This is a genomic window from Flavobacterium hydrocarbonoxydans, from assembly GCF_009789235.1.
GTDB lineage: Bacteria > Bacteroidota > Bacteroidia > Flavobacteriales > Flavobacteriaceae > Flavobacterium > Flavobacterium hydrocarbonoxydans.
In genome coordinates this window covers 13,659-28,642 of record NZ_WSTB01000001.1, presented here as the reverse complement: position 1 = coordinate 28,642, position 14,984 = coordinate 13,659, and the positions used below count along the sequence as shown (strand labels likewise).

Genomic DNA, 14,984 nt, shown 5'->3' with positions numbered 1-14,984 from the left:
TATGAAGAAGTATCTTTCTCTTATGCTGCTTTTTAGTGCCTTTATGATGCAGGCACAAGCACCAACCCTAAAAGCAGGACAAGCTGCACCGGATTTTAAACTGAAAAATGTAGATGGCAAAGAAATTTCGTTTGCGAGTTATCCAGACGCCAAGGGTTTTATTGTAGTGTTTACCTGCAATACCTGTCCGTATGCCATAGGATATGAGCAGCGTATTATAGATCTGGATAATAAATACAGATCAAAAGGGTATCCGGTAATTGCCATTAACCCAAATGATCCTGAAGCTTCAAAAGCCGATACTTTTGATAAAATGCAGGCTTTGGCTAAAGAAAAAAAGTATCCTTTCGCTTATTTGTTCGATCCCGGACAAGTAGTTACCGATCAATATGGAGCGAAACGTACACCGCATCTTTTTATCGTATCCAAATCGGCTAAAGGAACGGTAGTAGAATACACAGGCGCTATAGATAATGATCCGGAAGGAACTAAAACAGATAAAACGAAGTTTGCTGAAAGTGTTATAGATGCCTTAAATAGCAATCAGAAGCCAGCTATAACCGAAACAAAAGAGATTGGCTGTACAGTAAAGAGAAAAGCAAAAGCTTAATTTTAAAATAAACCCTATTCGAACAAAACGCCTCCTGATACGGAGGCGTTTTGCATTTCTGTTTTGAAGTAATTGCCTAGTATAATGGATTGTAATTCTGTAAATAGTCAATAGAATCTTATAATTTTTTTTGCTTCGGATTATAGATATTTGTTTATGTAAGAAAATATTTTAATCTAAAACCACGTTTAGTATTAGAGACAGGAATTACAGGAATTAAAATATGCTAATGAATTGTTATCAACCTTAAAATTATAGTCCCATGAAAAATACAAGCAGTCTGGCATTACTATTATGCACCACATTTTGTCTTTTTAGTTGTTCCAATGACAAAGAACCTACTACAGACCCCGGAACGGTTACAGATCCGGTAGAAGTGAACGATCCCAATACCAAATATACCCCTGCATTTGCCGGACAAACGCGCGTTCAGGGTGTAAAAACCAATACGGCTTATGAAGGCAAGGCAATTACAACAGGTCTATCGGCACCCTGGGGAGTAAAATACCTTCCGGATGGCCGATTATTGGTTACACAAAAAGCAGGAACCATGCGTATTGTAACACAGGCGGGTGTGGTAAGTAGTCCTATTACTGGTATTCCTGCAGTTAATGCAGCTGGACAAGGTGGATTATTAGGATTATGTCTGGACACCGATTATGCGAATAACCGGATGATTTATTGGGTTTTCTCAGAAGCTGTTGCAGGTGGAAATATTACGGCTGTAGCCAAAGGAAAACTGTCTGCTGATGAAAAAAGCATTGAAGGTGCAACAGTCATCTATCGTTCTACTCCGGCAAACGGAAGTACACTACATTATGGTGGTCGTATCCTTATTGATAAGACCGGTAACCTTGTAGTGAGTACGGGTGAACGTTCTGTTTTAGAAACCAGACCTTTGGCACAATCTGTTACAGCAAGTTTGGGTAAAGTATTGAGAATAACCAAAGACGGTCAGCCTGCATCAGGAAACCCTGGTTTTACTCAAACCGGTGCATTACCTGATTTATATACCATAGGACATAGAAATCCGCAGGGATTAGCTATTCATCCGGATTCTGGAGAAATATGGTTAAGCGAGCACGGACCTCGTGGCGGAGATGAAATCAACCGACTTAAAGCCGGAGCTAATTACGGATGGCCTACTATTACATATGGAATTGAGTATGACGGAAAAGTAATAGGAGATGCCATTCAGCAAAAAGAAGGAATGGAACAACCGGTGTATTACTGGGATCCGGTGGTATCTCCAAGCGGAATGACGTTCTACACGGGTAATCGTGTACCAGAATGGGAAAACAATCTTTTTATAGGAGCACTAAGCGGGAAGCATATTATACGTCTGGCGATACAAAACAATACTGTAGTGGGCGAAGAAAGAATTCTTGCTGAAGAAGGTCAGCGCTTTAGAGATGTTACACAAGGAAGTGACGGTGCTTTATACGCTATCACGGATGAAGGAAAGCTATTTAAAATAGATAAAAAGGATAATTAATATACTATACTTTTTTAGAACCCTTTAGGGTTAGGAGTTACTTATCATTGGCTTTCAGCGAAAACCAAAAAGTACTTCCTAACCCTAAATTGCTTTCTACCCCAATAGTACCGTTCTGGGCTTCTATAAATTCTTTACTGATGGCCAGACCTAATCCTGTTCCTGACTTATGGCTGCCTGGAATCTGAAAGTATTTATCAAAAACTTTGTCTTTGTAGCGGGCATCAATACCTTTTCCGGTATCGATAACCTGAAATACAATCTCATTGTTTTCTTCTTTTAATTTAATGGTAATAGTACTTTTTTCAGACGAATAGGTAATGGCATTCGACAAATAGTTAATCAGTACCCAGCCTGTTTTCTCGCTATCGGCTTTTACATCCTGCAGCTTTTCATCAGCATCAATTAGTAGTTTGATTTGTTTTTGCTCTGCCTGTACTTTTACAGCTTCTGTAGCATAATGTACAATAGCATACGGATTACTTTTCTCTATATTCAACTGAATATTACCGGTTTCCAACTGCGATAGATTAAGCAGCTCGCCCGTGATTTTCAATAAACGCTGACTGTCTTCTTTTATACTTTCTACTAGTTGTTTCTGGTCGTCATTCATGGCACCTGTATTTGTATTCTCCAGCAATTGAAGACTTAGTTTTATAGAGGCAATTGGTGTTTTTAATTCGTGCGAAACTGTCGCTATAAAATTAGTTTTAGCAAAATCAAGTTCCTTAAACAAAGTAATATTTCGCAGAATAATGACATCGCCAATGTTGATTTCAGTTTCCTCTCCGGTTGGTGTTATCGTGATGTTGATGGTTTCTTTATCAAAATAGCTTTCTTTGCCGTGCGCATAAATTTTAAGAGGTTGTTTTTTAGGTGTATCAGTGTTTTCTTTTACAATCAAAGACCGAATCAAATCATTTGATATCGCCAGTTCAGCAGCCGGTTTGCTAATAACCTCTTCAGATTTCAGACCAATGATTTTTAGAGCTTCATCATTGGCAAACAAAATGATACCTTCATTATCCAGCCCAATAATAGGGTCGTGCATATTATTAATAAGCGTTTCCAGTCGTTTTTTCTCAAAGAATAGTTTGTAGAGATTACTGCTATGGTATTCCTGGAGTTTTTGTGCCATCGTATTAAAGGATTTTGCCAGATCACCATATTCGTTATGATTGGTAAAATGCACCCGCTCTGAATAATTCTTATTGGCAATTTCCTTGATGCTCAGCGTGAGTTCCTTAATAGGATTTGCAATATTATTAGGTAGGTTTATCAGTAAATTAAAAGCAATCAGAAAGCATAAAGTACCAATAATAGCAATTGAAAAGTTGGCTGTCTCAGCTGTTTTCTTAGCAATATCACTCTTTTGTTTTATAGCATCTAAATTGAGTTTTATAATATCAAAAATAGCCTTCCGAATCTCCGTTTTTATACTTTCATCAGAGGTGTTTTTTTCTAAAGCAGCAAAGTGAAAGACAAGGTTTTCAGTTGCTTCTTTCTCGCCCGTTTCGGTTACATTCAAAGCTTGTTTCTGAAGATTTTCTTTAAACAAAGCCAATGCTTTCTTTTCGTCAAGAGCAAGATCATCTAATGACGAAATCATTTTTCGGGAATATTCTAATGTATTATAGTTTGCCTTTAGAATATTTTCAGTGTCCTGCTTTATTAAAAAGACAAAATAGGCACTCGCCAGCGAAAGTATTATGATTAAAAGAAATAATAATCCAACTCCCAGATTTAGTTTGGTTTTAATTCTCATTTTATAAAACATTTAGTTTGTTTTTGAACCATATATTTTGAACCATATATTTTTCACCATATAAGTGATATAAGGAAATATAAAAATGCGCAATAGTAAGGCAAAGAATAGGAAATATAAGAAACAGCTTTGCGTCTTTGCTCTTTAGAAGCAAAACTTTAGTGAACTTTGAGTAAACCTTTGCGAACTTTGCGGTTAAATTTTAAATGAACTTATATAACTTATATGGTTTAAAAATTTTCAAGATAGAATAACAAGATCAACATTCGATAATGATAGCTTGTTCAATAGTCTTCTAAAAATTGTTGTTGACAAAATTACTTTAAATAAATTCAAATGTGGTTTTCCGATGCAGACAGTTGTAATTTGTTTTTCTTCTACCGTCATCAAAATAGCATCCGTTATATTTTGGTGTTCTGTTTTGATGACTTCAGCACCTAATTGTACAGCCAGTTTAAAGTTATTAATCAGATGACGTTGTTTGTCTAAGGCAATTTTAGTACTGCTTTCGTTTGGCGTTTCCACATATAGCACATACCAGATTCCGTTATAATAACTTGCCAGTCGCGCTGCTTTCCGGATTACAATTTTAGCCGTTTTGTCATTACTGCTAATACACGCCAGAAGTTTTTCATGTTTTAAAGCGTTAAGTTGCGGTACTTCATTTTCTACTTTTCGAACTACCTGACTGGCTACTTCTTTCAAAGCCAATTCACGCAACTGCAGAATTTGATCCGACTTAAAAAAGTTCGTCAAAGCAGTCTGAATCTTATCTGCCGTATAGATTTTCCCTTCCTTCAAACGCGCAATCAAATCTTCAGCTGTCAGATCGATATTCACCACTTCATCTGCCAGGCGCAGCACATTATCTGGAATACGTTCCTGAACATCAATGCCTGTAATGCGTTTCACATCTTCGTTCAGACTCTCTATATGCTGAATATTCACCGCCGAAATCACATTAATTCCTGCCTCCAGAATCTCCAAAACATCCTGCCAGCGTTTCTCGTTTTTGCTTCCTTCAACATTGGTATGCGCCAACTCATCCACAATTACTACTTCTGGTCTCAGGTTGATAATGGCTTGTACATCGAGTTCTTCGAGCTCTTTTCCTTTATAAAAAATGGTTCGCCTCGGTATCACAGGCAAACCAAATAATAATTCATGCGTTTCCTTGCGCAGATGTGTTTCGATGTAGCCAATTTTTACATCAATTCCGTTTTTCAACAACGAATGTGCTTCCTGCAGCATCCGAAAAGTTTTGCCCACACCGGCGCTCATCCCAATATAGACTTTAAACTTTCCTTTTCGTGATTTCTGAATTAAATCAAGAAAGTGCTGTGCGTTATTTTCTTTTTCTTCTTTCATGTTTTCTGCCACGAAGGCGCTAAGTCACAAAGTTTTTATTTGTTTTGCCACAGATTTAAAGGATTTCAAAGATTATTGAATGGCTTTGTGTTGATTTATTCGCCACGAATTCACGAATTATAATTTATATAATCTAGAAATAAAAATTCGTGAATTCGTGGCGAAAAAAAAATAATCCTTTTAATCTGTGTAATCTGTGGCAAAATAATTTTAAAATGAAATCGCCAGCGAAGTCGTTACAAACGTATTCGTATCCATTGGAAGATCATTTTTTGTGAAAATTTCATCTTTACTAGAAAGATTTCTGGCTTCAATTCTAAACATCACATTGTCAGTAATTATGTAATCAAAGTTAGCCGAAAATCCGTAAGTTTTAAATCCATTTGGCGTTTCAGTTGCGATAATTACACCTTTTTCATCACTGTAATATTCGCCACGAGCCGCTAGCTGAATCTTATCTGTTGGTTTGTATTGCAGAATCAAAACAGGCGAAAACCAAGTGTCGTATTTGTTGCTTTTTTTAGCCGATTGTTGTGACCCGACATCAACACCTGCTGTAATATTTGTTTTTTCGGTTACTTTAAACTGTCCGTAAAAGTTATTAAAATAGCGCCATTTTTTATCGATATCAGGTTGTTCGTTACCTGCGTAAGTACTCCAGTTCAAAACAACCTTATCTGATGGTTTATACGTGATTTGCGTTCCAAAAGCAGGCGTTTGATTGCCTTCAACTTTCTGGATTCTTTGCCAGCCATTCAAATACATTCCTGCCAAATACCATTTTCCGGACTCAGATGTATAACCAATTTTTACGCCCGTTTCATAATACGGAGAGTTTTCAGCCAGAATACTTCTTGTCAGTGTCTGGCAATCTTTGCCAATCGCACTTTCAAAACCAATATGCGAAGGCATAATTCCAGCATCAATCCATAAATCATGACTTTGCGAAATCTTCACACCTACATTTGCTTCGTAAACATTTTTCAGTAAACCTTGCTCTGCAGCCAAGTTGTATTCGGCATAAGTTCCCGCCATCAAAGCAAAATTCCCACGAATATTTTCTTTCGAATAATTCACTTTTACCATTCCTAAATTCAGGTTTACCTCGTTGCTTTTATAGTAACTATAAAAAAATCCTGGTCGCGTATGATCTTCCGGTTTTCCAAAATCGTAACTATAATACGCGTCCACATATCCAGAAAACGTAAACGGACTCTTTGATTCTTCTTGTGCTTGCAAATTGCTAAAACCAAAAGCGATTAAAGCAGTAAGTATTATTTTTTTCATTTTTTTGTCATTGCGAGGAACGAAGCAATCTCATCCTCATTAGTTTATATATTAAGTAGGTTTTAAGGAGCTATTTCCTGCTATCCGCTACAATCTTTTGTGCCGAACCCCGGCACAAAAGGATTTTCGCTTCTATCAGGGCTAGGGCATTCGGGGCAAAAAGGGCGTTTTTCGTTCCTGCAAGGTTTCCAAAACCTTGTAGGTATTAATTTCTAAGATTTCAATTCTAGCCACGGTTTGTCATTGCGAGGAACGAAGCAACCGCACTAAAATTAGACACAAAGCTGATTTTAAGGTTACTTCATAATAGTAGTTGCCGATTTTAAACCTACAAGGTTTTGGAAACCTTGCAGGAGAAAAATTTAGTCCCGATAGCTATCGGGATAGCGACTCAGAAACTCAGAACCTTTATTTCAACTCATCCAAAGCCACATTCAATTCCAGAACATTAACCGTTGGAGTTCCCATAACGGTTGGTTTGTTAATTTTAGATTCCACCAAAGCTTTTACTTTAGTTTCCGCTAAATTTCTTTCCTTAGCAACACGTTTCACCTGAATCAAAGCACCTTCTGGTGAAATGTTAGGATCTAAACCACTTCCTGAAGCCGTTACCATATCAGCAGGAATCTCCGATTTTTTCAAATAAGGATGAACGATTAAAAACGTGTCGATTCTTTTTTGTACCAAAGCCAAATATTCAGCATTGCTTGGTCCTTTGTTGCTACCGGCACTTCCTGCAGCGTTATAATCAACAGCCGAAGGTCTTCCCCAGAAATAATTTGGCTGATCAAACTTCTGACCTATTTTTTGGTAACCAACCACTTTTCCGTTAACCGAAATAGTTTCTCCTTTTCCCTGATTCGGAGCAAATTGTGCAATTCCATAAATTGCCAGGGGATAAATAACTGCAAACAGAATTACGGTGAGCAGTGTGAATTTTAATAGTGAGATTATATTTTTCATTGTTTTAAAGTTTCTAAGAGACTAAGCCTCTAAGTTTCTAAGATTTTTTTTGAAGATTTTAAGCGGTTAAGAATCTAAGGGACTAAGAAAAAAACTTAGAACCTTAGAAACTTAGCGCCTTAGCAGCTACATAAACAGTGCTACCAGTAAATCAATTACTTTAATTCCGATAAAAGGAACAATTAAACCACCTAAACCGTAGATTAAAAGATTTCTTTTCAAAATAGCTTCAGCACCAATTGGTTTGTAATCAACCCCTCTCAACGCCAGCGGAATCAATATCGGGATGATAATCGCATTGAAAATTACCGCAGATAAAATCGCACTTTCCGGACTGTGCAAATGCATGATATTCAAACCTTCAAGAGCAGGAATTGCCGTGATGAAAAGCGCAGGAACAATCGCAAAATATTTCGCAACATCATTAGCAATTGAGAAAGTGGTCAAAGTTCCGCGAGTCATTAAAAGCTGTTTTCCAATTTCGATAATCTCAATTAATTTGGTTGGGTCATTGTCAAGATCGACCATATTTCCGGCTTCTTTGGCCGCCTGGGTTCCGCTGTTCATCGCAACACCCACGTTGGCTTGGGCAAGGGCAGGAGCATCATTGGTTCCGTCACCCATCATCGCTACCAGCTTACCAGCGTTTTGCTCGTTTTTGATGTAGTTCATTTTATCCTCCGGTTTTGCTTCGGCAATAAAATCATCAACTCCGGCAGCTTCGGCAATAAACTTCGCCGTAAGCGGATTATCACCTGTAACCATTACTGTTTTTACACCCATTTTGCGTAAGCGGTCAAAACGTTCTTTCATTCCGGTTTTAATGATATCCTGTAATTCGATTACACCCTGAACTTCATTGTTTTTAATCACAACCAATGGTGTTCCTCCGTTGGTAGAAATAGCAATTACTTTTTGAGCCGTATCTTCAGGGAAAACATTTCCAGCTTGAGCAGCAATATTTTTTGCAGCATCCTGAGCACCTTTTCTAATGTTGGTTCCGTCTTTAAGAACCACACCAGAAGTTCTGGTTTCAGCGGTAAATTTAATAGTGTGTGAGATGTTAGCTGTGAGTTGTGAAATGCTTGCTTTCATCTCACCTTTTATATCTAACACTTCACTTAACTCAAGTATGCTTTTTCCTTCCGGTGTATCATCTGCAAGTGAACTTAGTACAGCAGATTTAATGAAATCATCTAAAGAAATTCCTTTTGTCGGATAAAAATTAGTTGCTTTTCTGTTTCCAATAGTGATAGTTCCGGTTTTATCCAAAAGTAAAACATCAATATCTCCGGCAGTTTCTACCGCTTTTCCAGATTTTGTAATTACGTTGGCACGTAACGCTCTGTCCATTCCTGCAATTCCAATCGCTGAAAGTAATCCTCCAATTGTGGTTGGAATTAAACATACAAACAGCGCAATAAAAGCCGCAATCGTGATGGGCGCGTTTGCATAGTCGGCAAACGGTTTTAGGGTAACGCACACAATCACGAAGATTAAAGTAAATGCGGCTAATAAAATGGTTAAGGCAATTTCGTTTGGTGTTTTCTGGCGGCTTGCACCTTCAACCAAAGCAATCATTTTGTCCAGAAAGCTTTCGCCAGGTTCAGAGGTTACCATAACTTTAATTTTATCCGAAAGCACTTTTGTACCTCCAGTTACCGATGATTTATCACCACCAGCTTCCCGAATTACAGGTGCACTTTCTCCCGTAATGGCGCTTTCGTCGATAGTGGCTAAACCTTCGATGATTTCACCATCGGTTGCAATTAAATCACCTGATTCGCATACAAAAACGTCTCCTTTTTTTAATTCTGCTGAACTTATATTTTTGATTTCTCCGCTAGGCAAAATTTGTCTTGCCGGAGTTTCTTCACGTGTTTTTCTTAAACTGTCGGCTTGTGCTTTTCCTCTGGCTTCGGCAATAGCTTCGGCAAAATTGGCAAACAAAAGAGTTGCGAGTAAAATTAAAAACACAATTAAATTATAGGCAAAACTTCCCTGTTCTGTTGCTCCCATTAAAATGGAAATACAAACAACAAACATAATGGCAGTTCCTATTTCTACGGTAAACATTACCGGATTTTTGATCATCATTTTTGGATTCAGCTTCACAAAAGATTGCACTAGGGCTTCTTTTACCTGCTTGCTTTCAAACAATGATGTGGATTTATTAGTTGTCATTTTTCTTTTATATTATTTTGTTTGGCTAAATGTTTTTAAACACATAGAGACATAGATTTTACTTTGAGAATTAGGCGTTTCACTTGCATGTAAACACATAGCTATGTGTGAAAAACTAGTTTTTTTAAATACTCTTTCTGTCTTTTTTTTTTATACTATGTTTCTATGTGTTTAAAATTTTCAGCATTTTTATTGAAGTGTAAAATATTCTGCCAATGGACCTAAAGCCAACGCAGGAAAGAATGATAAAGCGGCAATAATGGCGATTACGGCAAAAATCATTACGCCAAAAATGGTAGTATCTGTTTTTAAAGTTCCGGCACTTTCAGGAATGTATTTTTTATTAGCCAATAATCCTGCAATAGCCAATGGCCCGATGATTGGAATAAAACGACTCAATAATAATACAATTCCAGTTGTGATATTCCAGAACGGATTGTTATCTCCTAAGCCTTCAAAACCAGAACCGTTATTGGCTGCACTCGAAGTAAACTCATATAACATTTCGGAGAATCCGTGATGGCCAGGATTGTTGAGCCAGCCTGTTGCGTTACCGCTAAACCACCATCCCATTGCAGTATCATGTGCAGCAAAATAAGAGGCTAAAGCCGTACCTGCCAGTATTAATAATGGATGAAGAATAGCAATAATAGCGGCAATTTTAACTTCCCGTGCTTCGATTTTTTTTCCTAAAAATTCAGGAGTTCGACCTACCATTAACCCAGAAATAAATACAGCCAGAATGATGAAAATATAAAAGTTCAAAATACCTACACCACAACCACCGTAAAAAGCATTAACCATCATGGCTAATAATTGCATAGCCCCGGAAACAGGCATCGAACTATCGTGCATACTATTTACAGAACCTGTAGAAATTACAGTTGTAGCAATGCTCCAAAATCCTGAAATTGCTGGACCAAACCGAACTTCTTTTCCTTCCATCGCACCAGTTGTTTGTGCGATTCCCATTTTTTCTATGGCAGGATTTCCGTTGATTTCGCTTATAACTGTCGGAATTACCAAGAGTAAAAAACCAACGGTCATTACACCGAAAATGATACACGCGAATTTTCTTTTCTTAAGGAAAAAACCAAGTGCAAAAACCATCGCAAACGGAATAATTAATTGTGCACAAAGTTCAACCGCATTAGTAAAATAAGTTGGATTCTCTAACGGATGCGCCGAATTAACTCCAAAAAAACCACCTCCGTTTGTACCAATATGTTTGATGGCGATAAAAGCAGCTGCGGGACCTCGGGAAACTTCAATCTGATCTCCCTGCAAAGTTGTAATAGCATCTTTTCCTTCAAAGATCATTGGAGTTCCGCTAAATAATAACGCAACGGCTACAATAGCCGAAAGTGGTAATAATATACGAGTACAACTTTTGATGAAATAATTATAAAAGTTACCTAGTTTATCTGTGGTTCTTTCTTTCATTGCAGTAAAAATCATTGCTGCAGCGGCCATTCCGACACCAGCAGAAACGAATTGCAGGAACATCAAAACCATTTGTGACAAATAAGACAAACCACTTTCGCCTGAATAGTGTTGAAGGTTGCAGTTAACCAAAAATGAAATAGCGGTATTAAAAGCTAAATCGGGTGTCATGGATGGATTATTGTCGGGATTTAGAAATAGTGACCCCTGAAACAATAAGACAAAAAAGCAAAGAAAAAACCAAACCATATTGACACTCAAAAGCGCTTTCAGGTGTTGTTTCCAGTTCATTTCTTCAGTAGAATTGATGCCGCTGATTTTAAAAATAAATTTTTCAATTGGATTGAAAATAGGGTCAAGAAATGTTTTATCTCCCAAAAAAACTCTAGCAATATACTTTCCCACAGGAATTGCTAAAACTATCGAAATGATAAAAATACTGATGACACCAAATAATTCTGTGTTCATAATGTGTGAGTTGTTGTTTGTAAAATGTGAAAAGTAAAATGTGAGATGAGATTGACGCAAAACATCTAACTTTTCACTTATAACTTTTTACTAGATTAAAATTTTTCAGGTTTGATTAAGACATAAACCAAATAGCCAAAAACGGCGATCGAAATGATAAATAGTGCTGTCATGATTTAGATTTTTTCAAAAAATTCAACAGATTTGAAACAAATGGCAAAGAGCACAACGGCCAATGCGAGTAAAAGAATGGTGATCATAATTATTTTAGATTTTAGATTTGTGAAATGTGAAATGTGAGATGTGATTTGTAAGAAGTGCTAACATTTAACAAATAACATTTTACACACCAGAGGCATTAACCTGCTTGATATATTCCGCTTTAAGCGATTGAGGGAAAAGGTGTGAAATATTGCAGTGGCGCATTTCCATAAAAGAAGAAACCGAAAAAACATACACATTAGAAATGGCATTTTTAGTTTCTAAACTTCCGTTAATGAACAAACGTTCTGCCAGAGCCAGGCATTTTTTTGCCCGAACGATGTTACCGGAAATAATTGATTTTTTAGTAATCTCGGCAAAGCGTTCTGCTTGTTTGTAGATGGAGTGGACTTGATTTTTCATATGAATGAATTTTTGTGTTCTTCCTCCTTATGCCAAAATATGTTCCGAAAAAGTAGCGTTGTAGTTAAAGTGTTGTAAATAAAAGGAATGTAGTTTTGTGCCAAAAATTAGGCATAAAAAAAGCCTATCAAAATGATAAGTTTTTATTGAAATGATAAGCTTTTTGCTAATCTCTTTTCCTGCAAGGTTTCCAAAACCTTGTAGGTATTCTAAGTTAAAGTACAAATATTCAAATTCATTAAAATTTAGACCTACAAGGTTTTTGAAAACCTTGCAGGATTAGGCTATAAGTTATATTCCTCAATTTTCCTGTACAAAGTCGCAATCCCAATTTCGAGTAGTCTTGCCGTTTCGGCTTTATTTCCTTTGGTATAATTCAAAACTTTCTGAATATGTAGTTTTTCGATGCTTTGCATAGAGAATGCCGACATCGATTTGGTTGCTTTTTCAGGTTGATGCTGCATTTCGTAAGGCAACACATCAGCCGTTAAAGTAACGCCATTACTTAAAATAACTGAACGTTCAATCACATTTTTGAGTTCACGGATATTTCCCGGCCAGGAATAATGTTCTAATTTCTGAAGAAAATCAGCATCGATGTTCAATGTTTTTTTATTTGTTTTTTCAGAAAATTGCTTGACAAAATATTGAGTTATTGGTGCAATATCTTTAACTCGCTCTCGCAAAGGAGGCAATTTTATTTCGAAAATATTCAAACGAAAATACAAATCAAAACGAAAGCGGTGTTCATCACTTTCTGTTTTTAAATCACGGTTGGTAGCGGCAATTAACCTGAAATTTGATTTTTTGGGCGTCGTATCGCCAATCATGATGTATTCGCTGGTTTCAAGAACACGCAATAATTTGGCTTGCAATTCTATAGGCATTTCACCAATTTCATCAAGGAATAAAGTTCCTCCGTTGGCTTCTTCGATAAAACCTTTTTTATCTTTAAGAGCGCCTGTAAAAGCACCTTGTTTATGACCAAATAATTCACTTTCCAAAATTTCCTTGCTAAAAGTACTGCAGTTTAAAGCGACAAAAGATTTCCCAACGCGATTACTGTTTTCGTGAATGGCTTGCGCAAAAACTTCCTTTCCGGTTCCGGTTTCGCCAGTCAATAAAACAGTCGAATCGGTTTTGGCTACTTTTTTAGCCAAATCAATAACTTGTTCGATTCCTTTTGATTTTCCGATTATAGTCTCAAAAGAATATTTGTCGCCAATGCGTTTTTCGAGTTGTTTGACCTTTTTTTGCAATTGTACTTTTTCGACAGCTTTGTACAAAAGCGGAATAATTTTATCGTTATCATCACCTTTTACAATATAATCAAAAGCACCATTTTTCATCGCCTGAACACCATCTGCAATGTTTCCGAAAGCAGTCAGTAAAATAACTTCGACAAGCGGAAAACTTCCTTTGATATTCTGAAGAAAATCGACGCCATTTCCGTCAGGTAATTTTACATCACACAAAACGACCTCAATATCGGTTTGTTCTAATTTTTTGAAACCCGATTTTAAATCTTTGGCTTCATGAACTTCAAATCCTTCCGATTTTACGATGCGAGCCAGTAAACTTCTCAGTTTTTCTTCGTCGTCTATTATTAAAATTTTGTGTGTCATTTGAGGAAAAAGCTTAAATCGAATATTATTTTCGAATTACAAATTTAGCTTTAAAATCATTTGACTTTATTAATTGTCTGTAAATTTTATATTTTGAACATTAATACTATTTTACAGTAAAGATTTCAGATAATTCATCTCTTCGTATCACTTTAAAAGAAGTTTTTCTATTTTTATAACCAGTAAAAAATAACCAGCTATTCTACAAAGAGTATTCTTTCGTATTGTCTTTTTTCTTGTTTAAAAAAGTATCGGTTATCAAATAAAAATTTAAATAAAAATATGAAAATAGATTTCACACTAAAAGGAAAAGTTATTGTAGTTACCGGAGCAACCGGTGTAATAGGAGAGGCTTTTGTAAATGGAATTGCAGCAGCTGGCGGGACAGTTTGTGTCTTAGGCAGAAATGAAAAAGTAGCGAATCAAAGGGCCAATGCCATCATCAAAAATGGAGGAGAAGCGATTGCTGTCATTGCCGATGTGACTAAAGAAAGCGATTTGATTAACGCACGCACGCTGATACTTTCAAAATACGGAAAAATTGATGGTTTGGTCAATGCTGCAGGAGGAAATATGCCAGATGCGGTTATTCAGCCCGATCAGGATATTTTTAAACTGAATATGGATGCGTTGCAGCAGGTAATGAATTTAAATTTATTTGGAACACTTTTGCCCACACAGATTTTCGGCGAAGCCATAAAAAATAATGAGGAATCAGGGAGTATAGTCAATATTTCATCAGTTGCGACAGAACAGGCTTTGACTAAAGTTTTAGGGTATAGTCTGGCAAAATCGGCTATTGACTCTTATACGAAATGGTTTTCTGTAGAATTATCAAGACGATATGGTGATAAAATCAGAATGAATTCGATTGTTCCTGGTTTTTTTCTTACGGAACAAAACAGAACGTTATTGACGAACCCGGATGGCAGTTTAACAGAAAGAGGAAATTTAATCCTTCAAAACACACCCTTTAAACGTTTTGGTAATCCGGAAGAACTGGTTGGGGCTTTAGTCTGGCTGTTAAGTGATGCTTCCAAATTTGCTACAGGCTCAAAAGTCACGCTGGATGGAGGATTTACAATTTTTAGTGGTGTTTAATTAATTTAAAAACTAGTTGGATGTGTGGGTTACTGTGTTTAAAATGGTTTT

At 36.7% G+C, this 14,984-nt stretch carries 12 protein-coding genes; 3 read left to right on the top strand and 9 right to left on the bottom strand.

The window, feature by feature from the left end; translation table 11 throughout:
- The first annotated feature begins 1 nt into the window (after nucleotide 1).
- Complete coding sequence (locus GON26_RS00115; protein WP_160372711.1) at nucleotides 2-610, top strand: thioredoxin family protein; 609 nt, start codon at nucleotides 2-4, stop codon at nucleotides 608-610.
- A 262-nt stretch (nucleotides 611-872) separates the two neighbouring features.
- Entirely contained in the window at nucleotides 873-2,105 is a 1,233-nt protein-coding gene (locus tag GON26_RS00110) for a PQQ-dependent sugar dehydrogenase (protein WP_160372710.1), read from the top strand.
- A gap of 37 nt (nucleotides 2,106-2,142) precedes the next feature.
- On the opposite strand, the gene GON26_RS00105 is transcribed toward GON26_RS00110, so the two are convergent.
- The 9 genes from GON26_RS00105 to GON26_RS00065 all read right to left on the bottom strand — a co-directional run bounded on the left by GON26_RS00105 (nucleotide 2,143) and on the right by GON26_RS00065 (nucleotide 13,832).
- A complete protein-coding gene (locus GON26_RS00105) occupies nucleotides 2,143-3,870 on the bottom strand; it encodes an ATP-binding protein (protein WP_160372709.1) in 1,728 nt (575 codons plus the stop codon).
- Between the two features lie 240 nt (nucleotides 3,871-4,110).
- On the bottom strand, nucleotides 4,111-5,238 hold the full coding sequence (locus GON26_RS00100; RefSeq protein ID WP_160372708.1) for a sensor protein KdpD: 1,128 nt from the start codon (nucleotides 5,236-5,238) through the stop codon (nucleotides 4,111-4,113).
- Between the two features lie 210 nt (nucleotides 5,239-5,448).
- Nucleotides 5,449-6,525, bottom strand: coding sequence for a porin (locus tag GON26_RS00095; RefSeq protein ID WP_160372707.1), 1,077 nt, complete (start codon nucleotides 6,523-6,525; stop codon nucleotides 5,449-5,451).
- 408 nt (nucleotides 6,526-6,933) lie between these two features.
- Nucleotides 6,934-7,488, bottom strand: a complete 555-nt coding sequence (locus tag GON26_RS00090; RefSeq protein WP_160372706.1) for a K(+)-transporting ATPase subunit C — start codon at nucleotides 7,486-7,488, stop codon at nucleotides 6,934-6,936.
- A gap of 126 nt (nucleotides 7,489-7,614) precedes the next feature.
- The gene (gene kdpB, locus GON26_RS00085) at nucleotides 7,615-9,672 is read right to left on the bottom strand and encodes a potassium-transporting ATPase subunit KdpB (protein WP_160372705.1); all 2,058 of its coding nucleotides are present in this window, start codon (nucleotides 9,670-9,672) and stop codon (nucleotides 7,615-7,617) included.
- Nucleotides 9,673-9,861: 189 nt separating this feature from the next.
- On the bottom strand, nucleotides 9,862-11,583 hold the full coding sequence (kdpA, locus tag GON26_RS00080) for a potassium-transporting ATPase subunit KdpA (RefSeq protein WP_160372704.1): 1,722 nt from the start codon (nucleotides 11,581-11,583) through the stop codon (nucleotides 9,862-9,864).
- A gap of 95 nt (nucleotides 11,584-11,678) precedes the next feature.
- Nucleotides 11,679-11,756, bottom strand: coding sequence for a K(+)-transporting ATPase subunit F (kdpF, locus tag GON26_RS00075; RefSeq protein ID WP_072975519.1), 78 nt, complete (start codon nucleotides 11,754-11,756; stop codon nucleotides 11,679-11,681).
- A 169-nt stretch (nucleotides 11,757-11,925) separates the two neighbouring features.
- Nucleotides 11,926-12,207, bottom strand: a complete 282-nt coding sequence (locus GON26_RS00070; protein ID WP_160372703.1) for a DUF7674 family protein — start codon at nucleotides 12,205-12,207, stop codon at nucleotides 11,926-11,928.
- Between the two features lie 284 nt (nucleotides 12,208-12,491).
- Nucleotides 12,492-13,832 (bottom strand): sigma-54-dependent transcriptional regulator, encoded by a 1,341-nt coding sequence (locus tag GON26_RS00065; RefSeq protein WP_160372702.1) that lies wholly within the window; start codon nucleotides 13,830-13,832, stop codon nucleotides 12,492-12,494.
- Nucleotides 13,833-14,114: 282 nt separating this feature from the next.
- Between GON26_RS00065 and GON26_RS00060 the strand changes: the two genes are divergently transcribed.
- A complete protein-coding gene (locus tag GON26_RS00060; RefSeq protein ID WP_160372701.1) occupies nucleotides 14,115-14,933 on the top strand; it encodes an SDR family oxidoreductase in 819 nt (272 codons plus the stop codon).
- Nucleotides 14,934-14,984 lie beyond the last annotated feature (51 nt).

Coding starts and splice junctions, on each gene's coding strand:
- GON26_RS00100 (WP_160372708.1), bottom strand. CDS start 5,238: ATGAAAGAAGAAAAAGAAAATAACGCACAGCACTTTCTTGATTTAATT.
- GON26_RS00065 (WP_160372702.1), bottom strand. CDS start 13,832: ATGACACACAAAATTTTAATAATAGACGACGAAGAAAAACTGAGAAGT.
- kdpF (WP_072975519.1), bottom strand. CDS start 11,756: ATGACAGCACTATTTATCATTTCGATCGCCGTTTTTGGCTATTTGGTT.
- GON26_RS00095 (WP_160372707.1), bottom strand. CDS start 6,525: ATGAAAAAAATAATACTTACTGCTTTAATCGCTTTTGGTTTTAGCAAT.
- GON26_RS00115 (WP_160372711.1), top strand. CDS start 2: ATGAAGAAGTATCTTTCTCTTATGCTGCTTTTTAGTGCCTTTATGATG.
- kdpA (WP_160372704.1), bottom strand. CDS start 11,583: ATGAACACAGAATTATTTGGTGTCATCAGTATTTTTATCATTTCGATA.
- GON26_RS00090 (WP_160372706.1), bottom strand. CDS start 7,488: ATGAAAAATATAATCTCACTATTAAAATTCACACTGCTCACCGTAATT.
- GON26_RS00060 (WP_160372701.1), top strand. CDS start 14,115: ATGAAAATAGATTTCACACTAAAAGGAAAAGTTATTGTAGTTACCGGA.
- GON26_RS00070 (WP_160372703.1), bottom strand. CDS start 12,207: ATGAAAAATCAAGTCCACTCCATCTACAAACAAGCAGAACGCTTTGCC.
- GON26_RS00110 (WP_160372710.1), top strand. CDS start 873: ATGAAAAATACAAGCAGTCTGGCATTACTATTATGCACCACATTTTGT.
- kdpB (WP_160372705.1), bottom strand. CDS start 9,672: ATGACAACTAATAAATCCACATCATTGTTTGAAAGCAAGCAGGTAAAA.
- GON26_RS00105 (WP_160372709.1), bottom strand. CDS start 3,870: ATGAGAATTAAAACCAAACTAAATCTGGGAGTTGGATTATTATTTCTT.